General features: G+C 44.5%; 20 protein-coding genes. 11 read left to right on the forward strand and 9 right to left on the reverse strand.

Features of this window, described 5'->3' with window-relative positions; all coding sequences use genetic code 11:
* Window positions 1–53: 53 nt before the first annotated feature.
* On the reverse strand, window positions 54–1736 hold the full coding sequence (locus tag QY309_02740; GenBank protein ID WKZ60395.1) for a sodium/sugar symporter: 1683 nt from the start codon (window positions 1734–1736) through the stop codon (window positions 54–56).
* 288 nt (window positions 1737–2024) lie between these two features.
* On the opposite strand from QY309_02740, the gene QY309_02745 reads away from it, so the two are divergent.
* Together QY309_02745 and QY309_02750 are read left to right on the forward strand one after the other, a co-directional pair.
* Window positions 2025–2465 carry an Hsp20/alpha crystallin family protein gene (locus QY309_02745; protein WKZ60396.1) on the forward strand — a complete coding sequence of 147 codons (441 nt, stop codon included), beginning with the start codon at window positions 2025–2027 and terminating at the stop codon, window positions 2463–2465.
* A 176-nt stretch (window positions 2466–2641) separates the two neighbouring features.
* Window positions 2642–4078, forward strand: coding sequence for a trypsin-like peptidase domain-containing protein (locus tag QY309_02750; protein WKZ60397.1), 1437 nt, complete (start codon window positions 2642–2644; stop codon window positions 4076–4078).
* A 3-nt stretch (window positions 4079–4081) separates the two neighbouring features.
* On the opposite strand, the gene QY309_02755 is transcribed toward QY309_02750, so the two are convergent.
* Window positions 4082–6370, reverse strand: coding sequence for a helix-turn-helix domain-containing protein (locus tag QY309_02755; GenBank protein ID WKZ60398.1), 2289 nt, complete (start codon window positions 6368–6370; stop codon window positions 4082–4084).
* Between the two features lie 124 nt (window positions 6371–6494).
* Between QY309_02755 and QY309_02760 the strand changes: the two genes are divergently transcribed.
* Both QY309_02760 and QY309_02765 read left to right on the forward strand, forming a co-directional pair.
* Window positions 6495–8036 (forward strand): aldehyde dehydrogenase family protein, encoded by a 1542-nt coding sequence (locus tag QY309_02760; GenBank protein ID WKZ60399.1) that lies wholly within the window; start codon window positions 6495–6497, stop codon window positions 8034–8036.
* Between the two features lie 59 nt (window positions 8037–8095).
* Window positions 8096–8503: a response regulator gene (locus QY309_02765; GenBank protein ID WKZ60400.1), complete on the forward strand. Its 408-nt coding sequence runs from the start codon at window positions 8096–8098 to the stop codon at window positions 8501–8503.
* Between the two features lie 2 nt (window positions 8504–8505).
* On the opposite strand, the gene QY309_02770 is transcribed toward QY309_02765, so the two are convergent.
* Window positions 8506–9951 (reverse strand): hypothetical protein, encoded by a 1446-nt coding sequence (locus tag QY309_02770; protein ID WKZ60401.1) that lies wholly within the window; start codon window positions 9949–9951, stop codon window positions 8506–8508.
* A 161-nt stretch (window positions 9952–10112) separates the two neighbouring features.
* Here QY309_02770 and QY309_02775 point away from each other — a divergent pair, with 161 nt between their 5' ends.
* Entirely contained in the window at window positions 10113–12695 is a 2583-nt protein-coding gene (locus QY309_02775) for a WG repeat-containing protein (protein ID WKZ60402.1), read from the forward strand.
* A gap of 71 nt (window positions 12696–12766) precedes the next feature.
* Window positions 12767–14410 carry an alkaline phosphatase family protein gene (locus tag QY309_02780; protein ID WKZ60403.1) on the forward strand — a complete coding sequence of 548 codons (1644 nt, stop codon included), beginning with the start codon at window positions 12767–12769 and terminating at the stop codon, window positions 14408–14410.
* Between the two features lie 8 nt (window positions 14411–14418).
* Here QY309_02780 and QY309_02785 read toward each other — a convergent pair whose 3' ends face one another.
* The 6 genes from QY309_02785 to QY309_02810 all read right to left on the reverse strand — a co-directional run bounded on the left by QY309_02785 (window position 14419) and on the right by QY309_02810 (window position 20736).
* A complete protein-coding gene (locus tag QY309_02785; protein WKZ60404.1) occupies window positions 14419–15819 on the reverse strand; it encodes a sodium-dependent transporter in 1401 nt (466 codons plus the stop codon).
* Window positions 15820–16004: 185 nt separating this feature from the next.
* Entirely contained in the window at window positions 16005–16901 is an 897-nt protein-coding gene (gene rfbD, locus QY309_02790) for a dTDP-4-dehydrorhamnose reductase (protein ID WKZ60405.1), read from the reverse strand.
* 1 nt (window position 16902) lies between these two features.
* The gene (locus QY309_02795) at window positions 16903–17784 is read right to left on the reverse strand and encodes a peptidylprolyl isomerase (GenBank protein ID WKZ60406.1); all 882 of its coding nucleotides are present in this window, start codon (window positions 17782–17784) and stop codon (window positions 16903–16905) included.
* Between the two features lie 58 nt (window positions 17785–17842).
* A complete protein-coding gene (locus tag QY309_02800; GenBank protein WKZ60407.1) occupies window positions 17843–18964 on the reverse strand; it encodes a DNA polymerase III subunit delta in 1122 nt (373 codons plus the stop codon).
* A 212-nt stretch (window positions 18965–19176) separates the two neighbouring features.
* Window positions 19177–20355 carry a GlmU family protein gene (locus tag QY309_02805; protein WKZ60408.1) on the reverse strand — a complete coding sequence of 393 codons (1179 nt, stop codon included), beginning with the start codon at window positions 20353–20355 and terminating at the stop codon, window positions 19177–19179.
* A gap of 132 nt (window positions 20356–20487) precedes the next feature.
* Window positions 20488–20736 (reverse strand): type B 50S ribosomal protein L31, encoded by a 249-nt coding sequence (locus QY309_02810; GenBank protein ID WKZ60409.1) that lies wholly within the window; start codon window positions 20734–20736, stop codon window positions 20488–20490.
* A gap of 132 nt (window positions 20737–20868) precedes the next feature.
* Between QY309_02810 and QY309_02815 the strand changes: the two genes are divergently transcribed.
* The 5 genes from QY309_02815 (at window position 20869) to QY309_02835 (ending at window position 26955) form a co-directional block, all read left to right on the forward strand.
* The gene (locus tag QY309_02815) at window positions 20869–22590 is read left to right on the forward strand and encodes a hypothetical protein (GenBank protein WKZ60410.1); all 1722 of its coding nucleotides are present in this window, start codon (window positions 20869–20871) and stop codon (window positions 22588–22590) included.
* A gap of 4 nt (window positions 22591–22594) precedes the next feature.
* Entirely contained in the window at window positions 22595–24421 is a 1827-nt protein-coding gene (locus tag QY309_02820; GenBank protein WKZ60411.1) for an ABC transporter transmembrane domain-containing protein, read from the forward strand.
* A 90-nt stretch (window positions 24422–24511) separates the two neighbouring features.
* A complete protein-coding gene (locus QY309_02825; GenBank protein WKZ60412.1) occupies window positions 24512–24835 on the forward strand; it encodes a hypothetical protein in 324 nt (107 codons plus the stop codon).
* Window positions 24836–24837: 2 nt separating this feature from the next.
* A complete protein-coding gene (gene lpcA / locus QY309_02830; protein ID WKZ60413.1) occupies window positions 24838–25413 on the forward strand; it encodes a D-sedoheptulose 7-phosphate isomerase in 576 nt (191 codons plus the stop codon).
* A 3-nt stretch (window positions 25414–25416) separates the two neighbouring features.
* Window positions 25417–26955, forward strand: a complete 1539-nt coding sequence (locus QY309_02835) for a YifB family Mg chelatase-like AAA ATPase (protein WKZ60414.1) — start codon at window positions 25417–25419, stop codon at window positions 26953–26955.
* Window positions 26956–26962: the final 7 nt, after the last annotated feature.

Raw genomic sequence — 26962 nt, forward strand, 5'->3', positions numbered from 1 at the left:
GACACAAACCTCTGTGAACAAACCCTGATCATAAAAAGCATCGAACTTACCGGCTACCAGAACACTGCATACAATACAGCGCATAGTATCAGTACAATCGTAGCACCGATATTAAATGCTGGACCGGTCTTGAATAATTCTCTATTGATCGGAATTCCTTTGGCATCGGCTGTCTTTGATTCGTAGAAGCTGATGGCTAAAATGATGGCCAGTGAAAGAACAGCGGTAATGAACATCTGATCGAGGAACGGTATGTTCACAAACATGGCCGCATCCGACCAGCCTTTAGGTCCAACCTTAAAATAAAGTGCAATGGGTATTGAGCTGATGATTCCCCAAATCGCCCCGTTGTTGGTGGCGCGCTTGAAGAATAGGCCTGCAAGGAATACTGCCAAAATACCCGGACTAACCACACCGGTATATTCCTGAATAAACTGAAACGCCTGACCGAGATTGCCGAGCAAAGGCGCAATGAGCATTGCAACAATTAATGCTACAGCTCCGGTAATTCTTCCGGTTGATACAGTTTGTTTGTCGGTAGCGGTTTTGTTGATGTAAGGCCGGTAAATGTCCATCGTAAAAATGGTTGCCGTAGAGTTAAGCATGGAAGCAAGCGAAGAAACGATGGCTGCGGCCAATGCGGCCAGCACAAGTCCCTTTAATCCAGCAGGAATAAAGCTACGGATTAACCACGGCCAGGCGTTGTCATTGGCAATGGTTCCGGTGGCGGTAACAAAACTTGGATCAAGCGTTTCTTTTGTGAGTTCACCATTAGCATCCGCATTCAAAACAAACGCGATGATACCCGGTATAACCACGATCAATGGCAACAACATTTTTAAAAATGCGGCAAACACAATTCCTTTTTGTGCTTCACCCAAGCTTTTGGCAGCGAGTGTGCGTTGAATGATATACTGATTGAATCCCCAGTAGTATACGTTCGCTACCCACATGCCGCCAAGCAATACAGCAAGGCCGGGCAAATCCCACCAGGCATCTTTTCCATTCGGGTCAATGATTTCACCCTTACTTAAAATCATAGAGAATTTTTCTGGAACCACATTGAGGATGTGAACGAATCCGTCAATAACACCGCCAGTAGGTGAAACATGTTCCAAGGCCAGATAGGTTGTCATCAGTCCGCCAAAAATCAGCAACACTACCTGAACAACATCCGTCCAGGCTACGGCTGAGAGTCCGCCATACAACGAGTAAGCAGCCGCAAACAATCCTAATCCAATAATGCTGTACATCATTAAACTTCCATCTCCGGTTCCAACAATGGTATCCAACGCGCGTGCACCGAGGTAGAGCACCGAAGTGAGGTTAACGAAAACAAATAATCCGATCCAGAATACTGCGAGAATGGTTTTCAGGTTGGTACTGAAACGCTTTTCTACAAATTCGGGAATCGTGTAAATGCCTTTATTGATGAAGATGGGTAAAAAGAATTTTCCAACAATCAATAACGTGATGGCGGCCATCCACTCATATGAGGCGATTGCCAACCCAATGGCAAAACCTGAGCCCGACATACCGATAAATTGTTCAGCTGAAATATTCGCGGCAATCAGTGAAGCACCAATCGCCCACCAGGGCAGCGATTTGCCCGCTAAAAAATAGTCTTCTGCATTTTTTTCATGCCCTTTTTTATCGCGGGAAACATACAGGCCGATACCTAAAATGAGTCCGCAATAGGCGACAAAAATCACAGTGTCGAGAAACGTTAAGCTCATAGGTTAAAATCAGGTTGAATGAGGTGAAATATAGCGCTTTAATCGATTCTGTAAGGCCTAAAAACAAGGAAATTGAAGGCTTAAACACACTTTTTTGAGAGCTGATCATCAAGGCAGCAAAGGATTAAAATTGCAGGGACAGAGATTAAATAGAGACAAAATGTCTTAAAATACCCCGTAATTGAATACAAAAAGGTGTCATTATGGCTTAATTATTGGATCGGCATATTTTTTCAGGATAGGCATGACGTAAGTGATTTTGAATGTTTAACCAAACAAAATAAAACTATGAGCCTTATCAGATACAATTCCGCACTGAACGATTTCGTACCGACATCCTTCAGCAATTTGATCGATCGTTTTTTCAATGAATCCGTAGCCCGCACAGGTGGTTCTGCGTATTCGTTTGTGCCACGCGTTGATGTGGTTGAAACCGAAAAAGCCTATGAAATTCACGTGGCCGTTCCGGGTATGAACAAGGAAGATTTCAACATCGACCTGAAGGACAATTACCTGACCATCAGCGGTGAGCGTAAGTTCCAGAATGAAAAGAAGGAGAAGAACTTCTACTCGATTGAAACGCAGTATGGAACATTCAGTCGTTCATTCTCGCTGCCCGAAAATGTAGATGCTTCAAAAATTTCTGCAACCTATGTGAATGGAATTCTGGAGGTAACGGTACCAAAGGATGAGAAAAAAGCACTGAAAACCTCAATAAAAGTTAATTAAAGGCACTAGCAAGTAGGGTTAGGTTAGGTGAGTAGCCTCGTCTCCGGCAACGGGGGCGGGGCTTTCTTTTTGTTTATCACAGATTAATTTGCCCGCTTATCTAAAATGCGGCTGAGTTTTATCCTTCGAAATAAAAAATCCGTTAACTTTCTTATTGCTGCTAAACACCTGTTGATATGAAGCGTACGATTATTTTTACCCTGCTCATTTTATTGGTTGCGATTGCCGGAGGCGTAATCGGATCCTGGTATACGGTACATTACCTGGATTCTATTTCTGCTCCTTATTCTTCCATTGAAGATCGGCAACGCATGAAACTGACCAGCTTTGATTCGGATAGTACCTATCGCGTTCCCGCAGGAATGGATTTTCTCACTGCTTCCAAAAAAGTAGTGAGCGGTGTGGTGCACATTCGTACCACCTATGGTTCAGGAATGTTCAGTCTCAATCCGTTGGAGTTGTACTATAAAGCGCCAGCCCGTTCTTCTGGTTCGGGAGTTATCATTTCCGATGATGGATACATCGTTACGAATAATCATGTAATTGAAGATGCAACCAATGTTGAAGTTGTCATGAACGACAACCAACGTTACTATGCCAAAATTGTAGGCACCGATCCAAGTACCGATCTTGCTTTGCTGAAGATTAAAGCAAAAGAGCTTCCCTTTATTCGTTATGGAAATTCGGATGGCATTGGCCCGGGAGAATGGGTGTTGGCCATCGGTAATCCGTTTGATCTAAACTCAACCGTAACGGCTGGCATTGTAAGCGCAAAGGCAAGAAACATCGGCATCCTTCGCGATCGGAATAACCTGCAGGTTGAATCCTTTATTCAAACCGATGCTGCTGTGAACCCGGGTAACAGTGGGGGTGCATTGGTAAACCTGAAAGGCGAACTAATCGGTATCAATACAGCAATTGCCACAGCTACTGGGCAATATTCAGGTTACTCCTTTGCCATACCAGTAAGCCTGGTGAAAAAAGTAATGGACGATCTGTTGGAGTTTGGTCAGGTGCAACGCGGTTTGCTAGGCATTCAGATTTCTGATGTGGATGCAAATGTTTCGGATAGGCTTTCGCTTAACGTGAACCGGGGTGTGTTGGTGAACCGGGTTAGTCGCGGTGGCGCGGCAGAAGAATCGGGCATTCAACAGGGTGATGTCATTACGGCTATCGACTCACGGCCGGTAAATACAGTTTCCGAATTACAAGAGTGGGTTGCCCGCAACCGACCTGGTAAAGAAATTTCGGTAACGTATGTACGAGGGACTGAAAATGTTACCGTACGTGCCCGCCTAAAAAACAGCGATGGTAACGAAGCACTTATTGAGCCCGAAATCAAAAATGAACTCAATGGTGCTTACTTTGAAGATGTGCTGTATTCCGACCTGCTCAATTTAAAACTTGAAGGAGGAGTACAGGTTAAAAAAGTGGAAGAAGGAAAATGGCAAACAGCCGGGTTGCGCGAAGGCTTTATCATCGCGTATGTGGATCGGGTACCGGTAGATAACCTCGCTGATTTGAACCGCATGCTGGAGTATAAAAAGGGCGGTGTGCTGATTGAAGGCTATTATGCGAATGGTGAGAAAGCAACCTACGGGTTAGATTGGTAAGCATTACTCAGGTGTTTTTCGGATTGATTTTTTGCCCGCAAACGCCATAGTTGCCCGTAATTCTCCATAACTGAATTTGCCACCCAGTTTATCGAATAATTCTTTTGAGCTAAAGGCATCAGGCATCTCATTCATACCCTGTAAAATTTCTTCAACCCGTTCCTCAGGCACAACTTTGAAAATATTGACGCGGCCCATTTCAACGGCTTTGGCTAAGTGCGATTGAATGGTTCCGGCCACAAGACCTCGCTCTTTCGCAATTTGCTCAATCGTCATGCCGGCATTAAAGTAATCCAGGGTCACATCATACGTGCTTCGCTCATTCTTTTTGGAACGTGTACCTTTCTTTTGCCTGGGTTTTGATACTACCGGTTCAATGGTTTTATCAATTTCCTTTTGCATGGCGTGGCGCGTTACCGATCGTTGTTCGGCCAACGCGGTTAATCCTTCCGGATCTTCCCCACTTAAAATGGCCTGCGTAAGGATAGGTGCTTTGTCAACTTCCTCCAGTTTTTTTGAAAGCAATTGATCGATATCCTGCAAGCTGGTCAGGTAAGCTTTTACCCGTTTGCGATGTTTGGTTTCTGCGATGTGGCGTAAAAGTATTTCGAGATTTTTATACAACAGATTTTTGTAATAGGCGCTCCCTTTTTCAATTCGATCCATTAAGGTTTGATAATCCTTACGATGAAGCAGGTTATCCAGCTGCTGCTTGAATTTGATGGTCGTTCCACTTTCAGCAGCCAACGATTCCTGTATTTGCATCAATACCGGTTTTGTAGCGATGTCGTTTACCGGATTGTCGGAATGGCCTTTTTGTAAAAAGCGAATCTCCTTCACCAGACTTTCAAAATCGAATGTTTTGCTCAGCATCTCAAAAGCAAAATGTTGCTGACTTGCCTTTAGCTCGGCAAGTAGTTTTGAAGGTTTGTTGTATTGCTCAGAAAACGCGACAATATTCTTATTGGTGCCAATTACCCTGGGGTTGATTGGGGTGCGCAGGATCAGTCCGTCCAGTGAGCGTAACCGGGAAAGCGCTACGTAAACCTGACCATCGGCAAAAGCCTGATCCACATCAATGACAGCTTTATCAAAAGTAAGTCCTTGGCTTTTGTGCACGGTAATGGCCCATGCAAGTTTAACCGGATACTGGACAAACGTGCCCACCACTTCTTCATCAAGTTCGCGGGTATCAGCATTAACGGTATACTTTTTATTTTCCCATGTTTCTTTTTTGAGCGTATACGTGTCGTGCGAATCGGCCATAACCACAATAATGCTGTCTGAAGAAAGTGTTTTTACAGTAGCTAGGTTGCCGTTCACATATGCGTTTCCTTCCGAATCATTTTTGATGAACATAATCTGTGCGCCTTCTTTCAGTTCAATTTGTTGGAGCACTGGATACATGCTTTCCGGAAAATCTCCTTGAATGATGGCGTCAAAGTAGTGGGCGGGTGACTTCAACTCGCGCAACATATTCCGGTTCAATTCATCGGCTTTATAGTTATGCGTGGTTAGGGTAATGACTTCCTTTAGTTGCTTAATCGACTCAGCCGGTTGATAGTATTGGTTAAGCTTTTCAATGTCCGACTCTTGGATAATGTTATTGCGCAGGTTGTTCAGGATGTTAATAAAGGTATTATCCTGCTGCCGAAAAATTTTATCCAGTTCAATGTACACAAAGGGCTCGTGTTGAAGTGCCTTTGCTTCATAAAACCAGGGCGTTGTGTAATACCGCCCAAGCACCTGTGCTTCTTCGCCCTTAACTACCGGGGGCAGCTGATACAAGTCACCAATAAACAGCACTTGAACCCCACCAAAACTTTGATAAAAATTTCCGCGCGCAGCTTTCAGGCGGTAGTCGATTGCATCCAGTACATCGGCACGTAACATGCTCACCTCATCAATCACCAGTAAATCGATGGATCGGAGTACCTGTTTTCGATCACTGTTTAACGGATGTTTTCTTCCCAGCACATCGGTTGAAAAGTAACTGCCATTATCCTGAAAGTCGTGTGGAAGAAACCGTTCGGGCAAAAAGGTGCCTCGCGGCAGTAAAAATTGTGAGTGGATGGTAACGCCACCGGCATTAAGTGCGGCAATCCCGGTAGGGGCAATCACCACAAACGATTTATGTGTTTTGCGAGCGAGGTTTTTTAAGAATGTGGTTTTACCCGTTCCTGCCTTTCCGGTAAGGAAAATATGACTGCTTGTTGTATTGATAAATTTAACCGCGGCATCAATCCGGTCTGTTACGGTTTGTTCAAGTGATGGGCTGCGCGAATCGGTCATCCTGCAAAGTAAAGGCATCCATCAGAAGTAAGCAGTTTTCTGCACGAATTCTTGCCAGGATAAACACCATAAATATGCCTTCCAAACTGCAAATCCGTTAGATTTGCAGCTTTACTAACAGATCATGAAGAACTCAGCCATTCAAAAAACGCTCGTATCACTTGGTGTCAAATCATCCAATTCGGGTGTATCAACCGGAAAAAAATGGATCAAAACAAAAGGACCGGTTATTGAATCGTATTCACCGGTAGATGGTGCCTTGATCGGCTCCGTTCAGGCTGCCGATGAGAAATCCTTTCACGAAGTAGTAGCCGTTTCAAAAGAAGCGTTTAAGGAATGGCGGAAATGGCCTGCACCAAGACGCGGAGAAGTGGTGCGGCAAATTGGTGAAGCATTGCGTGCCAATAAAGATGCGCTTGGTAAGCTGGTTTCTTATGAGATGGGGAAATCGCTGCAGGAGGGACTGGGTGAAGTGCAGGAGATGATCGACATCTGTGATTTCGCGGTAGGTCTTTCACGGCAGCTTCACGGATTAACCATGCATTCTGAGCGCCCCAACCACCGCATGTATGAGCAGTATCATCCGCTCGGTATTGTTGGTATTATATCTTCCTTCAATTTTCCGGTAGCGGTTTGGTCATGGAATACCATGTTGGCCTGGGTGTGTGGCGACACGTGTGTGTGGAAGCCATCTGAAAAAACTCCGCTGTGCAGTGTTGCCTGCCAGAACATCATTGCAAAAGTGTTTGAGGCCAACGATGTACCGGAAGGTGTTTCCTGTTTGGTGAATGGCGATGCGTCAATCGGAAAAATGCTGGCACAATGTGAAGATATTCCATTGGTATCAGCAACGGGTTCAACCCGAATGGGCCGGGCTGTTGGAAAAATGGTGGTTGAGCGTTTTGGTCGCCCTTTATTGGAGTTGGGTGGAAACAACGCCATCATCATCACGGAAAATGCAAACCTGGATATGGCCATTCGCGGTGCATTGTTTGGGGCGGTTGGCACGGCCGGTCAACGGTGTACCACAACGCGCAGGTTAATCATTCATGAAAAAGTTTATAACGATGTTAAGAATCGCCTGAAGAAGGCATACAGCCAGTTGTCGATTGGTAATCCACTTGATTCAAAGAATCATGTGGGTCCGCTTATCGACCAGAATGCGGTTTCGCTTTATTTAAATGCGCTTAGTGAAATAGTAAAGCAAGGCGGAAAGTTTGTGGTGGAAGGCGGTGTGTTGAAAGGGAAGGGGTATAACTCAGGATGTTATGTTAAGCCGGCTATTGCCGAAGTAAAAAACAACTACCCGATTGTTCAGCAGGAAACCTTCGCCCCGATTTTATACCTGATTAAATATAAGAACCTGGATGAAGCCATTGAGATGCAAAACAATGTGAAACAGGGATTGTCATCGGCCATCATGACTACTGACCTGCGCCAGATGGAGCAGTTCCTGTCGCATGCAGGGTCGGATTGTGGCATTGCCAATGTGAATATCGGTACTTCCGGGGCCGAAATAGGAGGGGCATTTGGTGGCGAAAAGGAAACAGGAGGAGGCCGTGAATCGGGTTCGGATGCCTGGAAAATTTACATGCGCAGGCAAACCAATACCATTAATTATGGCGACTCCCTGCCCCTGGCTCAGGGCATTAAATTTGACATTTAAACTGCTTGGAATTCAGTTGCAAACATCTATTTTTATAAACACGTATACCCTAAATTTTTATGGCTGAGAAGAAGTTTCGCACCGTTATGTTGATTGATGACAATGAGATTGATAACCTCATCAATCAAAAGATGATTGAGTCTGCCGCAGTTACGGAAAACATCTACACCCACACCGGAGCGAAAAGCGCCATCGAATTTTTGCGAAACATGGAACGCCTGGATGTAGCCGATAAAGTGTTACCCGATGTAATTTTTCTCGACATCGATATGCCGCTGATGGATGGCTTTCAGTTTTTGGAAGAATTTGAGAAACTCAGCAACGTAGCGAAGAAGAAATGTAAGATAGTCATGCTTACCTCCAGTATCAACCCGCAGGATTTCAGCCGATCTAAAAAATATGAGAATGTGAAGCTTTACCTGAATAAGCCGCTCTCTCACGAGAACATTCTGAAGCTTGAAGTCTGATATCAATACTCCGTTAGATTTTTGACCAACTTTTCATCCAATCGTACCAATAAGGTAGGCGCAAAATAGCTGGCCTGTGCGGCCTGCAACTTGGGTATAACCGCATTAATCTTTTTCGCTTTCTCCCGTTTGGCTTCACTCACAGCTATTTTTAATATTTTAATAAACAGTTGAATGTTATCGCAGGCGTCTTTTCCAATTAACCGTATCTGACGCTGAATGCTGTTTGCGAGTTGGTTGAACAATTCATAATCGCGAAGCAATACATATTGAAGGGCCAGCAGCGATTTAATTTCCAGTTGGGTGATAGGGTACTTTTTCAGGCTTACTTCGTTCAATAAATTGTTGATCAGTTTGGCGGCTTCATCAAATTTATCAGCATAGTAAGCCGACAAGGCTTTATACGTTACGAAAATAACGTGCCGGGGTATATCCAGCACATCGGGTTCATAATCCACAAACAAGTTATCGTTTTCGGCATAGAGGTCGCCTTCCGTATTCAGGCGCAGGTGGCGTTCGAGTTTGGAGATGAGGAACTGCGCAGGGAACGTATAGGTTGCGTAGTTTGTTAACAGGTTGCCTGCGGCATCGTTCACTTCTTCAAAATACTTTTCAGCCTGCCGGTAAACTTTGTAGTGATTGTAATACTCCAGTTTCAAAAACTCAAACACCAGGTTCAAGTGGTAGTAAATGGAATCCAGGCTGTAGCTTTCAAAAATCTTCTGAACCTTGGCAAAGGTATCTTCAATCGATTCGGTATCCTGCTGCAGGTTTTCATCCGGCTCAACAAACAGCCTGTGGAAAACATGCATAGCGCTGCGGTAAACATACAAGCGGTGTGATTCGTACAGGTTTGAAACATTCGACATCTCCTTTAATAAAAGTGAGAGTCCGAGTTTCTCTACCTCATCACCTGTAAATAGATAGCTTCCGAATTTCTTAAAGTAATCCGCCAGCAGGTCTTCCGCTTTATCGAGCGCCAACATATAAGCCACATGGCGGTTGTACAACTGCGAGTACTGGAAATAATCGGGCGAGTTTACTTGGAGCTTTTTAAGCGATTTATAAATGATGGTAAGCTCGTTAGCCAGATCGTAATCGATCAGTTCTTTTTCAAGTTTTTTTAGGGTGGCAATGGCGATAGTGCGCTTCTTGGTAAATACAATTTCGTTGATGTTGGCCACCTTGCGCAGCACGTCCGTACGTGGGCTTTCCAACTGCTGCATCAGGTACTCTTCAATCTTTAGGTTTAGCCGAGATCGCAGGGTATAGTATGCATTGGCGTTCACTTCCAGTTCCGTCATAATTTTGGTATCGGAGAGGGAGCGTTCGCGAAGGGCTTTTAAGAGGTATGCGGATTTTTCAGCATTGCTTTCAATCAACGAGTCGTGGATGGCTTTAAAATCCTTCTCAGAAAGTTGCTTGATGATGTTCTTGAGTTTGGCCATTGCTGCAATTTAACAAAGTGAAAATTTACAAATTTTATTAACGCCAACAACAATATATTAACCCGACTTTACAATTTTATCCGCCCGAGCGGGACTTTGGCGAGTGTGGCCATGTCGTTCAATGCAAACTTTGTAGCTTTGAACGTATTGATTCTGTTGTGTTGAGCTATCGTTTCGTCATAGGGTTTATCGTATTGCTGGGTTCGCAAGCTTCGGTTGCGCAGATGGTAACGGAACGTCAGGCCTATACGAATCTTCAAAAGGGAAAGTGGGATAAGGCGTGGACGCAGGCAACAAAAGTTATACAGAAAGACAGTACAAATGTGGCGGCCTGGTACGTATGTGCCACTTACTTTTTCGATCCGGCTAACCCGGCCTATCAGGTTGACTCGGCCTATAAATACACCATGACTGCTCTCAACCAGCTACCGCTGGCTGGTGCCCGGCAACGCGACCGAATGAGGCGTTTCCCGTTGGATAGTGCCGACCTTATCCACACCCGCCAGTTGATTGATAGTGCCGCATTTGAACGGGCCAAAACCATTAACACCGAGCAGGCTTATCTCGATTTTATCGATCACTTTCCATTTGCCCGCCAACTTGACCGGGCACGAGAGCTCCGTGATGAGGTGGCCTATATTGACGCCCTCAAAGAGAATACGTATTCCAGTTTTTTAAAATACCTTAACCGATACCCGAATGCATCACGCGCGCCCGAAGCCCGTGAGCGATATGAGAAATTATTATTTGAAGCGAAAACGAAAGACCGAAAGCTGACCAGTTACAAGACATTTATAAAAGAGTATCCGGCATCACCTTATCGCCACCAGGCCGAGCTGCAGGTTTTTGAAATTTCCACTGCTTCTGGAGAGCCGGATGATTTCATGGCGTTCATGAGGGAGTATCCGAACAGCCCACTCTTCAACAAGGCCCGAAATATTTTTTACCACATCGCGCAGGAAAACAATATAGCCCTTCCGCAAGCTGTTTTAAATGATTCCTTAAAGATGCTGATCAAACTGGAGCAGGAATACCTGGTTCCTGTTTACCGCGATGGGAAATTTGGTTTTATGGATGCACATGGGAATGAGATCATAAAACCTTTGGCAACCGAAATTGGACGGGAGTATCGCTGTGGAAATATTCTGGAAGAACTGCTGGTGCTTGATCAGTTGGTAGTGGCACGAAACGGAGCAGTTGTTTTTAAAGGTGAGGTGGAAGAATTAGATGACCTGGGTTATGGCTTCTTGTTTATTTATGGAAATGATTGCGGAGCGGTTGTGCATAAATCGGGTTTTGTTATAGAGCCATGTGTTGACGATGCCCGTGTGCTCAGTGGTGCTTACCTGGCAATACGAAAGCATAAGCAATGGAGTATAAAAACATTTACAGGTCGCGAGTTAGCCATTGGTTCTTTCGATGATGCAGATGCGATTGATGACGTATTGGTGCTGAAGCAGGTAGGCAAGGTTATATTGAAGCGCAAGGAGCAGCTTGCGCCAGCAGCTGATCAGTTGCCTGTTACATTTGGAAATAAATATGATGAAGCAAAGCGTTGGGGTTCGGATATGATCTGGGTTCGAATGGGTAACAAACAAGGATTACTGGATATGAACCTGAAGGAGCGAATTGCACTGACAACCCGCGAAATACAACCTGAGTTTTTTGGTGCGGTTTCAAAAACAGCAGATGGATACAAGACGTGGACAAAAAGCGGAGGAGAATCTGCAGCGTTTAGTCAGGTTAAAGTACAAAAGCCATGGGTAGCGGTTAAACACGATGGTTATTGGCGCATAGCCAACCGGTATGTAAATACGTTTAGTAAATCTACGTTCGATAGTATTTACTTTATTGGTCCGTTTTGTATGGCTGTTCGAGGTGACACCACGCATGCATACCTAACCGATGTACATTCCGTTGCGTTAACCGGTAATGCGCGTGTGCAATTTTTGCCCGGTAAAGATTCTGTTTATTTCATGTTGCTTGAAGAAGGCGATAAAAAGCAAGTATTCAGTTCTACAGGTGAACGGTTGTTTTCAGTTCAATACGACCGAATTGATTTTGCCGGTGAAAACTATTTTACCGTAATCAAGAAAGACAAACGTGGCTTGATAAACATTCAGGGCAAGCAGGTGGTTGCACCCGATTATGATGCTATGGGCAATATTGATCAGGGAACTGTACCGCTTCTGAAGGATAAAAAATTCGGAATGCTGGATGTAGTGAACCGAAAAGAGATCAAGCCACAATACGAAAAGAACATTGTTCGATTTAATAGCCAGTTGCTGATTGCATTTAAGGGTGGCTATTGCGGGCTAATCGATTGGAATAATAAATCGATAACTCCTTTTGAGTATGAAGAGATTCGTTATTGGAGTGATTCAAGTGCATTGGTGCGGAAAAATTACCAATGGTTGGTGTATAATTTTGTTGAGAAGAAGGTTATTGCAGATAAGATAGGGAAGTTTATCTGGTTGCGGGAAACCAACGGAGATAAGCTTGCCATTGTGCAGCAAGAGCACCGTTACGGTGTGTTGAGTAGTACACGGGGATTTATTTTGCAACCCACCTTCAGCGATATTGTTAACCTGGGTTCATCTGCGCATCCACTTTATTTTACCGAAAAGCATGTGGAGGAAGCCTCCATTTATGTGGTGATTTATTACGATGAAGACGGGCAATTGCTGCGCAGGCAGGTTTTTGAAAACGATGATTACGAGCGCATTTACTGCTCACAAAATTAATTGAGCGTTCATCCTCTATTTACAGCGCATCCTTTCCGGAAGTAGTATATTGCATTCTTAGAATTGATATTATGAGAGCCTTAGTTTTGTTATTCTTTGTTGTCCTGATCGTTCCGGTTTTTTCTCAACCATCTGAGCGACCTAAACTCGTTGTTGGTATTATGGTGGATCAGATGCGTCAGGAATACCTGTATCGGTATTGGGATAAATACGGTGATCACGGATTTAAGCGATTAGTCAACCAGGGATTTACTTTACATAACGCGCATTTCAATTATGCCCCAACGGTAACCGGTCCCGGTCACGCCTCGGTTTATACCGGCACTACACCGGCTGTTCATGGCATTATAGACAATGCGTGGTTTGATAAAGTAACCGGCAAAAGTGCCTATTGTGCTGGTGACGACACTCAGCAAACGGTTGGAAGCGAAACAACTTCTGTTGGTAAAATGTCGCCTCATCGCATGCTTACTACCACCATTACGGATGAGTTGAAGCTGGCCACACAGAAGCGTTCAAAAGTTATCGGTATTTCATTTAAGGATCGGGGTTCTGTTTTACCTGCCGGTCATTTGGCGGATGCAGCGTATTGGTATGATGGCAGTACCGGTCGGTTTGTGACCAGCACCTACTACATGAGCAAATTGCCGGCATGGACAGAAAAATTTAATAGCCTGAATTTGGCCGACAAATATTTGTCAGGAACCTGGAATACATTACTCCCGATTGATCAGTACACCGAAAGCGGACCAGACGTAAGTCCGTATGAAGGTAAGTTGGGTGAAAATAAATCTACGTTCCCCTATGATCTCAGCGCACTTAGAAAAACCAACGGAAACTTTAATCTCCTCTCACAAACACCGTTCGCCAACGATTACCTCACCGAATTTTTTAAAGCCGTTATTGATGGCGAGAAAATGGGCAGCGGCAAGGACACAGATTTTTTGGCTATTTCGTATTCAGCGCCTGATATTATCGGGCATCGTGTTAGTCCTCAGTCGGTTGAAGTGCAAGATGTGTACATGCGTTTGGATAAGAACATTGAAGACCTGTTGAAAAAACTCGATCAAACAGTTGGGGCAGGAAATTACCTGGTGTTTTTAACTACCGATCATGGCGTAGCAGAAGTTCCACAGTATTTAGCAGATAACAAAGTGCCTGCCGGCTACATCCGTTCGAGTCAGTTGGGTGCAGAATTAAAAGAGTTACTCAATCAATATTTTCCTGATCGTGAAATTATCCGGTCTTTTTCAGGAGATCAGATTTTTTTTAATCATGAAGCGTTTAGTACCGATCCGCGTTCTGGTGGTGTTGAGTTGATGTTGGCCACTGAAATCGTTTCTAACTTTCTAATGCAGCAAAAAGGTATTGCCAATGTATTTACCCGCCAGCAGTTGCGCATGGGCGATTTTAATGAGGGTGGAATCAAGGGAATGTCCATTCGAGGATATCACCCGAAGCGCAGCGGTGATCTGGTAGTGGTGTTGGAACCCGGTTGGTTTGAAAGCAGTCGCATTCAGGGCACTACGCACGGCTCGCCCTATAGCTATGATACGCACGCACCCATTATTTTCTTTGGTAAGGGGATCAAGCAAGGGTCATCCGTTCAATATCATACCATTACCGATATCGCGCCAACGCTATCCATGTTACTGAAAATAAAATTCCCCAACGGCTGCTCGGGGCAACCCATTGGGGAATTGTTTGAGAAGTAGGTGTAGGATTATGTTCCGGCAAACACGCCAAATACGCCTATCATATTCAGTAACACCACTAAAATAACAAGCGGGCATACGTAGCGGATGAAGAATATCCACAACTGCATGGCGGTTAAACCACCGATTATTTTCTTTTCGAATACCGGGGCACCGATACCAATTTCGGCTGCCAGTTTCTTGACATCCATTACCCAACCGGTATAGATACAGGTCATCAAAGCAACTACCACAATAAATAGACCTCCCCATAGTGCATCCATAATGTCAAGGAAACCGGTTTTGGTTGAGCCGAAAATATCTATCGACATTTCGGTAAATAATTTAGATGCGCCACCTGATAGGGCAGAAGGTATACCTACAAGAAAAGCGAGTATACCTACCGTCCACGCAGCCTTTTTCCTACTCCATTTCTTCTCGTCAATCAAATAAGAGGCTGGTACTTCAATCATGGAAATGGATGAAGTTAACGCAGCTACACACAGCAACAGGAAGAAGGAAGCACCAACAATATTTCCACCGGCAGGAATCGAATTAAATACTTCAGGCAACACTTGGAACACAAGAGCAGTGCCTTGCGCGGGATCTTTACCAAAAGCAAATACAGCAGGGAAAATCATCAAACCGGCAAGCAAAGCTACGCCAGTATCCATCAACCCAATCCACACGCCACTGGTTACAATGTTATTGCTCTTGGGCAAGTAAGAACCATAGGTGATGAGAATTCCCCAACCAACCGAAAGCGAAAAGAAAGCCTGACCGAGTGCGGCCAAGACTACCTGTCCATCAATTTTACTGAAGTCGGGAGTGAGGTAATAGCGTACACCTTCCATAGCGCCAGGGAGTGTTAAGCTGCGCAGCATCACCAGAAATACCAATAAAAACAAAACAGGCATCAAAACCTTTGATGCCTTTTCAATTCCACCGGAAACACCACCCAATACAATCAGGATGGTAACCAGCATGAATACCGCAAAGAAAGGAATTACGTAAGTAGGGTTTGCCTGAAACGTTTGGAAGTCTTTAATAAAATCAGTGAACTCGCTGATAATATAACCGATCGTCCATCCGGCAATAACGCTATAGTAACTTAATACAAAGAAGCTCACAAGCAGCGCCAATACTGCACCACTGGCCATCCAGAATTTATTGGCTCCCGTATTTTTAAAAGCACCGATAGTGTTTTTTCCGGTTAACCGACCGAAGGCAACTTCATTATAAATAAGTGGCAAGCCGATTAGCAAAACACATAAAATGTACACAAACACAAAAGCACCACCACCATTTTGACCAGTGATGTATGGGAAACGCCAGATATTACCCAAGCCAACAGCAGAACCAGCTGCGGCCATGATAAAGCCGAATTTGGAGCCCCATTGTCCGCGATTATCAGAAGATTGTAACGACATATACAGTTAGGATTTAAAGGGCGACAAATTGTAAAATTTAATTGATTACGCAAAGGTTAAGGTTGTTTTATATCATAGTACATTTTTGGATAAGTATCTCGATACCAGGTAAATCATTCGCTTACTTCTGCATTCTGAACGAGAAAGAGCAACCTTGCTGTAGCAGTACAGAAGTGTGTCTGAATTTAAGTGTGGAGTTGCTGTTTCAGCACAGCTAGTCCTTCTTCAAAACTTTTGGGTGCGTATCCCAAATCACGAATAGCTTTATCCAGGATAAATCCAGTCTTCAATGGCCTGCGTGCAGGTTGCTTGAATTGCGTTGAGTCGGTTGGGTTGACCAGGGATTCATTCAACTTAAAAAACCGAGCCGTTTTTATGGCAATATCAAAAGGACTTAAAAAATCCTTTCCGGAGATATGGTAAATGCCTGTAGCTTTTTTCTTTGCTGCCAGCCAGCAACCCATCGCCAAGTCTTCGGCCAATGTGGGTGTGCGCCATTGATCATTTACCACATTAATGGTTTTTCCTTCTTCCAGACTTTTCTTTACCCACAACACAATGTTCGATCGGCTCATATCGGTAGAAACTCCATACACCAAAACCGTTCGCAGAATGCACCACGATATGTTGCTTTCCTGAATGATTTTTTCTGCCGCAAGCTTACTTTCTCCGTAAAAGTTTACCGGAGCGGGGATTGCTGTTTCATCTAGTGGACCTTCCTTGCCATCGAAAATAAAATCGGTGGAAACGTGGATGAGATGAGCGTGGTGTTGTTTGCAAGCCTCAACTAAGTACTGAACAGCTGTTACATTCGCTTGCCAACAAGCTTCCTGTTCTGTTTCGCAGCGATCAACATTGGTCATGGCTGCGGTGTTGATGATTACATCGGGTTTTGTATGAGCAAGGACTTCATTTACCTGTTCCTGATTGGAAATATCCAACAACTGAAATTCACCTTTCACCAATGGAAGCACCAATGGCCGATGAGCCGTTGCTACAAGTTGTACATCAGGTTGTTGTTGCAACAGGGTAATCAGCTTTTGGCCGAGTAAACCGTTGGCACCGGTAATCAGTATCTTCATCCTACTTGCTTTCGGGGTATTTGTATCCGTAGGTTTTTTCAATTTTGTTCTTGCTCATCTCTTCCACGGTAACTACCATGGGCACATCCACAACTGGCCTGTCGCCCGGGCCTTTTTGCACCGCAGCAATTTTATCGATCACATCAAGCCCTTGAATCACTTTACCGAAAACCGTATAGTCGCCATCCAGATGCGGAGCCCCGCCCACTTCTTTGTATCGGGTGCGCTGAGCTTCGGTAAAGGAAAATGGTTTGTATTCGGGTTGAAATTTTATGATTAGTGTATCCGCGTGTTCAAAGAATGAGCCAAGCCACGCGCCATCACCGGCACGTTGTTTGGCAATTACTTCTTCACGAATTGATTCACATTCGGGCATAAACAATACTTCACGCAGGCATGTATTCTTCTTGTTATACTGGATACTTTGTTCCAGTTGTGTCAACTCTTCATCGGTGTATTTTTTTCCTTGAACAATATAAAACTGACTGCCACTGCTGGCTTTTTTCGGGTTGGCCGTATCGCCTAATCGTGCTGCCGAGAAGGCACCCTTCTCGTGAAAATATTGCGGAACAAATTCAGCATCAATCGTATAGCCCGGTCCGCCCGAACCCAATGCCTGCCCCGGCTCTGCATTTTTTGAATTCGGATCACCGCCCTGAATCATAAATTCTTCAATCACCCGGTGGAACAGCAAACTATCGTAGAATTTTTCCTGAGCGAGCTTTACAAAGTTTTCCTTGTGCTTGGGTGTTTCATCGTACAGAATGGCCACCATATCGCCATAGCTGGTTTTAATGGTGATTACGTAATCGCGACCTTTTTTCTGTGCGCAACTGTTTAAGAAGAACGAAAATAAAATCAGGAAGGTTAATAATCGATTCATACCAAGCGATGGTTTAATAAGGGCGTAAAAATAAGAATTTGAGTAATGCAAAAAGTAGCTATGAATTAAACGCTTTAGAAATTTTAAGCGATAAATCCATAAAAATCATTTTCGGGCTGCCATTCCGTTCCAGGTGGTAACTGGCTTCGCTGATCAGTTTGGCGCTATAATCTACTCGGGCCAGGTTCATGACTTTGGAAAAGTCTTGTACAAATTTCAGTTCTTCTCCGCGTGAGCGCTGAATGGTCGTGGCACCTCCCAGTTGAAGCAGTACTTCGCGCATCATGTTCAGGCTGTATTGCAACATGTTACGTTGATGCAGTTTATCCAGTCCGTGAAAATCATCAGCAAAAGAAACCAACTGAGCAAAATTCATTTTAAAACATGCGCGCATCCATTCGGCAAAACGTTGGGCCTGGTCATCTTCTTCATCGTCTTCGCATAGTGCCAAAGCCAGGTTTAAATTGCCTTCAGCCTGACGAGCGATAACGGATGCTTTTTTTGCTTCAATATTCTGGGCCATCAGTTGTGATTCGATCTCTTCATCAGTCAGTAGTGACACAGAAATAATTTGCGTACGGGAAATTATGGTAGGTAATAATTGATCAGCAGCATTGCTTACCAACAGGAAGTAGGTATGCGGTGCAGGCTCTTCCAGAATTTTCAGAATTCCGTTTGCTGCTGACGGATGCATTTTTTCCGGCTGCCAGATGATCATTACCTTGACCTGGCTTTCAAACGGTTTGAGTGAAAGCGTTTTTATTATCTCCCGACTTTCTTCCCGTGAGATCAGTGCTTGTTTGTTTTCTCCTCCGTAAAATTCAGTCCAGGCATCAAGATTAGCATAGGGTTGTGTTAATAAAAACTCGCGCCATTGTTTCAGAATATCAGACTTAAAGCGTTCTTCATCTTTATCGCCTTTAACATTGCTGAGCGGAAATACAAAATGCGTATCCGGATGAATAAATTTCAAACTCTTGCGGCAGGCTGCGCATTCACCACAAGCGTCATCACCTTTTTGTTCGCAATGCAAATACGTGGCATAGGCAAGCGCCAGGGGTAAATTCAACGCGCCCTCAGCTCCAGCAAAAAGTTGGGCATGAGCCGCATGTCCGTTTTTTACGGATTCAACCAAAAGAGATTTGACTTCAACTAAGCCAGGAATGAAGGAGAAGTTCATGATTATAAATTCTCGTTTTGAGTTTTGTTGCTTTTGTTTTGTTGATTGAGTTTCCGAAAAAATACAATTGACATTGTAACGAAACCAACGAACGCTACCGAAGCGAGCGTAATCCGCCATGGCTCTTTACCAATACTATTGATAAGTACGTTAAATGACCAGAAGACCATAGGGAGCATTAGTAGTTTGGCTACGACCTGTTTCTTCATAACTTATTTTTTCTCCCAAATCCGGTTTTGTGCCGATTGCTCAAACACGTGTTTCAAAATATTTTTTTTAATCTCATTCAACTGTACGTTCCGCCTGGCCATCACTTTGCTTGCGGTTTCAAAAGCTTTGTTTAGTTGAAAAGTAGTAAAGCCGCTGGCGCCTCCCCATGCAAAGGAGGGGATAAAGGTCCGGGGAAATCCATCTCCAAAAATATTGGCCGAGACGCCCACTACAGTTCCGGTGTTGAACATGGTGTTGATGCCGCACTTGCTGTGGTCGCCCATCATCAAGCCGCAGAACTGCAATCCGGTATCATGGAAACCACCCTTGGCGTAATTCCAGATTTTAACGTTCTCGTAATTATTTTTCAGGTTTGAGGTGTTGGTATCGGCACCGAGGTTGCACCACTCGCCCAGCACACTGTTGCCGAGAAAACCATCGTGTGCTTTGTTGCTGTATCCAAAAATTACAGAGTTGCCAATTTCGCCACCCACTTTGGAGAACGGTCCGATGGTGGTGTCACCACGCATTTTCCCGCCCATGTTCACATGCGAACCTTCACATAATGCAAAAGGACCTTTGATCAATGCACCTTCTTGTACAACCGAATTTTTTCCCAGGTAAATCGGGCCGTCTTCGGCATTCAATACAGCTGCGCGAATTGTAACGCCTTCTTCCAGAAAGATCTGATTTTCGTTATAGGTGCGTGTGTGTTTGTCGGTTATCGGAGCAGATTTTCTTCCGGCTGTGAGGCGCTGGAAATCTGATCGTATCTGTTGTGCGTTGTGTTGAAAAATTTTCCACACTTGGTCGATCATCACCACTTCACCTGCATATTCTTGCGTAGCGGATGCGTTATTCCAATCCAATGTAGTTGAGCGAGTAGCTAAAACGTTACCTTCCTTAACGATTGTAGTGTTCAGGGGTAATTTTTGAAGGGCCGTAACCAGGGTTTCATCCGGACAAAGTGCACCATTTATCAATAGGTTATCTGATCCTTTTTTTGCTGGAAACTTTTCTGCGAGATAGACCTCTGTCAGATAGGAAACTTCCCCAAGGTAGTGTTGCCACTTTTCGGCTATGGTAACGATGCCGATGCGGATGTTTGCAACAGGCCGCGTAAAGGTAAACGGTAATAATTGGGTTCGGATAGCAGGCTCGTCAAACAATACAATGTTCATGGGCATAAAGATATGCGATAAAGCTTTTCTGGACCGGGATCAATTCAAAAAAGACCGTGTAAAACCGAGCAGGCTATAAAAAAGAAAAGCCCCGGTGAATAACGGGGCTTTCATGCATATAAGAAGAAGTAATTAAGATTTCTTTCCGTATTTCTTCTGGAATTTTTCCACACGACCTGCAGTATCCACAAACAATTTCTTGCCGGTGAAGAACGGGTGCGATGCAGAACTAACTTCCACCTTTACCAAAGGGTATTCTTTGCCGTCTTCCCACTTAATCGTTTCTTTCGACTTGATGGTAGAGCGGGTCATAAATTTATAATCGCTGGAAGTATCGTGAAATACTACTTCCTTATAATCCGGGTGAATGTCCTTTTTCATCGTTTTTAGCCTGTTTTGCCTCTTTTTTCGTTAAGGGACTGCAAAGATAGCAAGTGGCAATCTATTTTCAAGCAGGCAGTGGCGAATTTTGGCTATAGGTTTAACGTGCGTATTTTGCCCGTTTCCTGATCGATGATGAGAAAGATTCTGTTTTTGATCGGTTTTTGGCCTTTTGCCCTGGCGGCCCAAAGTACGTTTGTACCGTTAAATGAGGCTTATTACCACACGGTAGACCGGTATGAGGTTAAAACCGGCCGGGTATTGCCTCAGGTTTTTACTTCAGTAAAACCCTACAAGCGTTCCGACCTTGTTCTTTTTGCCGATTCAGCGAATGCATTGGGTGTTTTCTCCTCAAAATCAGATCTGTTCAACCTGGAGTATCTCCGGAACGATAGCTGGGAATGGTCACGACCCGAAACCAACGACAGCCGTAAGCCAATCCTGAAACATTTCTACAAAAAGAAATCGGATTTGTTGTTTGTGGATGTTCCGGATTTCGATCTGCACATTAACCCGGTTTTATATGTGGGTGCCGGAAGGGATTCACAGCAGGATGATTTGTTGTTTGTGAATACCCGCGGTATTGAAGTGCGGGGTATGGTCGACAAGCGGGTAGGCTTCTACACGTTTATTTCTGAAAACCAGGTGCGAATGCCGCAGTACATTACGCAAACCATAACCCAGGATACTACGCGTAGCTACTATCCGGTAATTCCGCATGAAGGTTTCTGGAAAACATTTAAAGACAATCAAGGCTACGATTTTTTTCATGCGAGGGGGTATGTTTCGTTTGAAGCGACCAAGCACATTAACATCCAGTTTGGCCACGACCGTTTTTTTATTGGTAATGGATATCGCTCTTTAATTTTTTCCGACTTCGCACCGCCTGCCTGGTTCCTGAAAGGGAATGTGAAGGTGTGGAAACTTAATTACATGTATTTGCTTAATCAGTTCACGGCCGATGTGCGCGGAACGTCCGGAGGAAGTCAGGGTTTAAAGGGTGGATACCCGCAAAAGTTTGTGGCGTTGCATCACCTGAGTATCAACATTGGTAAGAAATTTAACTTGGGAGTTTTCGAATCAGTAGTGTTTAGTCCCGATGATGAAGATGGTGCTGGGCGTTTCCGGATTGATTACCTGAACCCTATCATTTTCTTTCGCGCCATTGAGCAACAAAATGGCAGCAGTGACAATGTGATACTGGGCGCTGACTTTAAATGGAACGCTTTCAAAAATGTTCAACTCTACGGGCAGTTTGTACTGGATGAATTTTTACTAGACAATATTCGTGCTCGTAACGGATGGTGGGCCAATAAATATGGCATTCAACTGGGGGCTAAATATGTAGATGCTTTTGGTCTTGATAATCTTGATCTACAGGTTGAAACCAATGTGGTGCGACCGTACACCTATTCACACAATACAAAGTATGGAAGCTATACCCATTACCGGCAATCCATTGCGCATCCATTAGGTGCTAATTTTAATGAGGTGGTAGGCATCGCCCACTATCAACCTTTACCTCGCCTGAGTCTCACAGGAAAACTGATTTATGCGCAGGTGGGTCGTGATACGGTTGGATTTAATTTTGGAGGAGACATCAACAAGAGAAATTCTTTCCGAAATACCTACCTGGCCGATGCTAATTTTGGCAACACTATCGGGCAGGGGGTAAGCAACACCATTATGATGGCCAACTTCACGGCTACCTGGCAACTGAAACATAATTTGTTTATCGATGCTACAGCCGTTATTCGCAACAGCGAAAGTACGGCAGATGCCTTCAATAACAATTCCGTTATAACTTCCTTAGCTTTGCGTTGGAATATCGCACAGCGGTTGTACGAATTTTAGATCAATGAAAATATACCTCAGGATTTTACGATATGCTCCCGGGTACGCATCCAGGATAGTTAAGTTTTTTCTCTACGCCATTCTGGGTGTGGTTTTCAGTGCGGGTTACCTGGCACTCACCATGCCCATGCTAAAAGTTTTGTTCGATCCGGTTGTAAGTGCAACTGTTCCACCGCTACCCGAAACGTTCGAATTATCGAAGACCGTTGCTGAGCAAACGTTCAATCATTATTTCATTGGCTTTGTTCAACAATATGGTCCGCACAACACCCTGCTCATTATCTGTATTGGTATTGTTGTGCTGATCATCATGGGAAATACGCTGCGCTACCTTGAACGACTCACTGCTTCCCGAATTAAAGTGGATGTGGTGAAGAATATGCGCATGGACATCTTTAGTAAAGTATCGAGTTTAGATATCGGGTATTTTAACAATCAGCGTAAAGGCGATTTGATGTCGCGGTTTACAAACGACATGTCGGAAGTAGAGGGCTCGGTGGCGAATAGCTTAAAATCTGTGTTGAAGGAACCGATAACTTTGATTGTGTATCTAACGGTTTTATTTACTATTTCCTATAAGCTCACCTTGTTTACTCTTATTCTGCTACCCATTACTGGCGGGTTGGTTGCTGAAATTATCAAGCGACTGAAACGTAAAGCGAGGCAAAGCCAGGAATCGATGGGAAGAATTGTGAACATATTGGATGAGACCTTTGGCGGCATGCGTGTGATAAAGGCTTTCAACGCCCGCAATTTCATCTTGAAAAAAATAGATGATGAAACCAGTTATCATCGTAGGGTAAACTTATCCATTGCCAGAAAGAATGAATTGTCTTCTCCGTTGTCAGAAGTGCTTGGTGTAATCATCGTGGCCATTATTCTCTATTATGGTGGCAACCTGGTGTTGGGTGGCTCAGGTGAACTGGAGCCGCAGGAGTTCATGGGATTTCTTGTTTTTTATGCTTCCATGATTCAACCGGCAAAAAACTTTTCGAATGGAATTACTTCCCTGCAAAAGGGTACGGTAGCGGCCGACCGGATATTCAGAATCATTGATACGGAGCCTGCCATCAAAAACAAAGAAGGAGCCATTGTGCTGGATCAGTTTAAGGATTGTATTGAATTTAGACAGGTGAGTTTTTCGTACGGTACAGATCCGGTGTTGAAAAACATCAACCTGAAAATTGAACGAGGCAAAACGGTTGCGTTGGTTGGGCCTTCGGGTGGAGGCAAATCTACTCTGGCCGATCTTGTTCCGAGATTCTATGATCCAACACAGGGTGAAGTATTACTGGATGGAATTGCTTTGCCCGAATATGAGTTGGAGTCATTACGCAGGGTGATGGGCGTGGTAACGCAAGAATCTATTTTGTTTAACGATACCATTTTCAACAACATCGCTTTTGGGATGGAAAACGTGAAGGAAGAGGATGTGATCCATGCTGCCCACGTAGCCAATGCACATGAATTTATTGTGCAAACCGAGAATGGCTACCAAACCTTTATTGGCGATCGTGGCTCCAAACTTTCCGGAGGTCAGCGGCAACGTTTGGCTATTGCCCGTGCGGTGTTGAAGAACCCGCCCATTTTGATTCTTGATGAGGCAACTTCTGCTTTGGATTCAGAATCTGAAAAGCTGGTTCAAGATGCCCTCACCAACCTGATGAAAAACCGGACTTCCATTGTGATTGCGCACCGTCTCAGCACCATTCAGCATGCCGATGAAATTGTGGTTATACAAGACGGACACATTGTTGAGCGTGGTACACATGCCGTACTAGTGCAACAAAATGGGCTTTACAAGAAACTCAGCGAAATTCAGAAAGCCTGATGCCGTGCTTTTTGCGCATGTTTTGGGGTGCTTTTGCCTTTTTTGGTTAAGCTGAAAACCATTAAGTTTGTTTTCTCAATCCAGAAACCAATGAAAAAGAACCGTCTCATTTTCTACTCCGTTTTCGGGGCGCTTCACCTGTTTATTTTTTTCTTTAGCCTCTACATGGATGGTCAGAAAGAAAACATTCAATTCCTGTTTCAGTTACAGGGTAAAATCTGGATGTTGAAGTACGGCTCTTTATTATTGCTATTGTTGATGGCGGCCAATGTGATTCTTCATTATCGTGATAACAGACGAAATGAGCGTGAAAAAGATCAGTTGAATCAGGAACTGAATACCCTGAAAGCGAAGTTGTATGACCTGCAGGAGGGTGCAAAGAAAACTCCTGCTCCTGAAAACCCCTCAAAATAAACATGGACAATCGGCACATTATTACTACTGAGTTACAGCAGTCTGTAACCATACTGGAAAATTTTTTAAACGAAACCAGCAACACGCAGAAAATCGATGATGCTGCGCGTGTCATGATTGATGCGGTAAATGCTGGCGGGAAAATTATTGCATGCGGTAACGGAGGCTCGCACTGTGTGGCCATGCATTTTGCTGAAGAACTTACCGGTCGCTATCGCGAAAATCGCAATCCGATTCCGGCTGTTTCTATTTCCGATCCTGGTCATATGTCGTGTGTGGGTAATGAGTATGGGTACGAATATATCTTTTCCCGTTATATAGATGCCATCGGTCAGCCAAACGATGTGTTGCTGGCTGTAAGTACCAGTGGTAATTCTGCCAACGTAATTCGCGCTGCAGAATCAGCCAAGCGCAAGGGCATGAAAGTAATTGCCTTAACGGGAAAAAATGGGGGCAAGTTGGGTCCGCTGGCCGATGTTGAAATTCGTGTTCCGCATTTTGGTTTTGCCGACCGCATACATGAAGTGCACTATAAAATTGTGCACGTATTAATTGTGCTCATCGAAAAACACGTGTAACACATGCTCGCAAAAACCTACGGCTGCGCGGTATTTGGTGTAGATGCCCGAAAGATAACCGTAGAAGTGAACGTGGGGCAGGGCACGCGTTTCTGGATGAGTGGTTTACCCGACAGCGCCATTAAAGAGAGCGAGCATCGCATTGAATCATCCGTAAAACAATTCCGGTATTTCATGCCTCGCGAGAAGACGGTGGTCAATCTTGCGCCTGCGGATATTCGTAAAGAAGGTTCCGCGTATGATCTTCCCATTGCCCTTTGTGTATTAAAAGCTTCAGGTCAGATTGAAACCAATCGCCTGGAAGAGTTTGTGATCATGGGCGAGCTTTCGCTTGATGGTACGTTACGACCGATTAAAGGTGTATTGCCCATTGCCATACAGGCGCGTAAAGAAGGCTTTCATGGATTTATACTTCCGAAAGACAATGAACGCGAAGCAGCTATTGTAGATGGCTTGAATATTTATGGTGTTAGTACATTAAAAGAAGCCATTGATTTTTTGGAGGGCAAGCTTGAACTGACTCCTATGCAGGTAAATGCCAAAGAAGTTTTTACCCAGCAGATGTTTCACTACGATGCCGACTTCAGCGATGTGCAGGGACAGGAAAACATCAAGCGCGCGATGGAGATTGCTGCAGCCGGTGGACATAACGTGATTATGATCGGACCGCCTGGTGCCGGCAAGACCATGTTGGCCAAACGGTTGCCCACTATTCTTCCGCCACTATCGCTTAATGAAGCATTGGAGACAACCAAGATTCATTCCGTTGCCGGAAAGTTGAATCGCGATACTTCATTGGTGGCTACACGACCCTTTCGCGCACCACACCATACGATATCGGATGTGGCGCTCGTGGGTGGCGGAGGTAATCCCCAACCCGGTGAAATATCGTTGGCTAATAATGGCGTATTGTTTTTAGATGAGCTACCGGAATTTAAACGCACGGTGCTGGAAGTGATGCGCCAGCCCATGGAAGAAAGACGTGTTACCATTTCGCGTGCAAAAGTTTCCATCGACTATCCCGCCAACTTTATGTTGGTAGCCAGCATGAATCCGTGCCCGTGCGGGTATTACAATCATCCGGAAAAAGAATGTGTATGCGCACCGGGCGTGGTGCAGCGTTACCTGAGCCGGGTAAGCGGTCCATTGTTGGATCGCATTGATCTTCACGTGGAGGTTGTGCCTGTAAGTTTTGACGAGATGACTGCCAAGCGCAGCGTAGAAACCAGTGCACAGATTCGTGAACGGGTGGAGAAAGCGCGTGAAATTCAATCGGAGCGATTTAAAGAGCAAAAGGATATTTACTGCAATGCCATGATGCCCTCCAATATGGTGAAGGAAATCTGCCAGATTAACGAAGCAGGAAAAGGATTGTTGAAAACGGCTATGGAGAAGCTCGGATTATCCGCTCGTGCGTATGATCGTATTTTAAAAGTATCGCGTACCATTGCCGATCTGGCTGGCTCGGATGAAATTCGGGTAGAGCATTTAGCAGAGGCCATTCAGTATCGCAGTTTGGATAGAGAAGGTTGGGCAGGCTAATTTAGCT

The sequence above is a fragment of the Cyclobacteriaceae bacterium genome (assembly GCA_030584025.1).
In the GTDB taxonomy this organism is placed as follows: domain Bacteria; phylum Bacteroidota; class Bacteroidia; order Cytophagales; family Cyclobacteriaceae; genus UBA2336.

Excerpts from the sequence above, each read along its gene's own strand:
- QY309_02750 (WKZ60397.1), top strand. The coding sequence starts at position 2,642 with ATGAAGCGTACGATTATTTTTACCCTGCTCATTTTATTGGTTGCGATT.
- rfbD (WKZ60405.1), bottom strand. The coding sequence starts at position 16,901 with ATGAAGATACTGATTACCGGTGCCAACGGTTTACTCGGCCAAAAGCTG.
- QY309_02760 (WKZ60399.1), top strand. The coding sequence starts at position 6,495 with ATGAAGAACTCAGCCATTCAAAAAACGCTCGTATCACTTGGTGTCAAA.
- QY309_02780 (WKZ60403.1), top strand. The coding sequence starts at position 12,767 with ATGAGAGCCTTAGTTTTGTTATTCTTTGTTGTCCTGATCGTTCCGGTT.
- QY309_02805 (WKZ60408.1), bottom strand. The coding sequence starts at position 20,355 with ATGAACATTGTATTGTTTGACGAGCCTGCTATCCGAACCCAATTATTA.
- QY309_02835 (WKZ60414.1), top strand. The coding sequence starts at position 25,417 with ATGCTCGCAAAAACCTACGGCTGCGCGGTATTTGGTGTAGATGCCCGA.
- QY309_02745 (WKZ60396.1), top strand. The coding sequence starts at position 2,025 with ATGAGCCTTATCAGATACAATTCCGCACTGAACGATTTCGTACCGACA.
- QY309_02815 (WKZ60410.1), top strand. The coding sequence starts at position 20,869 with ATGATGAGAAAGATTCTGTTTTTGATCGGTTTTTGGCCTTTTGCCCTG.
- QY309_02810 (WKZ60409.1), bottom strand. The coding sequence starts at position 20,736 with ATGAAAAAGGACATTCACCCGGATTATAAGGAAGTAGTATTTCACGAT.
- lpcA (WKZ60413.1), top strand. The coding sequence starts at position 24,838 with ATGGACAATCGGCACATTATTACTACTGAGTTACAGCAGTCTGTAACC.
- QY309_02800 (WKZ60407.1), bottom strand. The coding sequence starts at position 18,964 with ATGAACTTCTCCTTCATTCCTGGCTTAGTTGAAGTCAAATCTCTTTTG.
- QY309_02755 (WKZ60398.1), bottom strand. The coding sequence starts at position 6,370 with ATGACCGATTCGCGCAGCCCATCACTTGAACAAACCGTAACAGACCGG.
- QY309_02765 (WKZ60400.1), top strand. The coding sequence starts at position 8,096 with ATGGCTGAGAAGAAGTTTCGCACCGTTATGTTGATTGATGACAATGAG.
- QY309_02825 (WKZ60412.1), top strand. The coding sequence starts at position 24,512 with ATGAAAAAGAACCGTCTCATTTTCTACTCCGTTTTCGGGGCGCTTCAC.
- QY309_02795 (WKZ60406.1), bottom strand. The coding sequence starts at position 17,784 with ATGAATCGATTATTAACCTTCCTGATTTTATTTTCGTTCTTCTTAAAC.
- QY309_02820 (WKZ60411.1), top strand. The coding sequence starts at position 22,595 with ATGAAAATATACCTCAGGATTTTACGATATGCTCCCGGGTACGCATCC.
- QY309_02785 (WKZ60404.1), bottom strand. The coding sequence starts at position 15,819 with ATGTCGTTACAATCTTCTGATAATCGCGGACAATGGGGCTCCAAATTC.
- QY309_02740 (WKZ60395.1), bottom strand. The coding sequence starts at position 1,736 with ATGAGCTTAACGTTTCTCGACACTGTGATTTTTGTCGCCTATTGCGGA.
- QY309_02770 (WKZ60401.1), bottom strand. The coding sequence starts at position 9,951 with ATGGCCAAACTCAAGAACATCATCAAGCAACTTTCTGAGAAGGATTTT.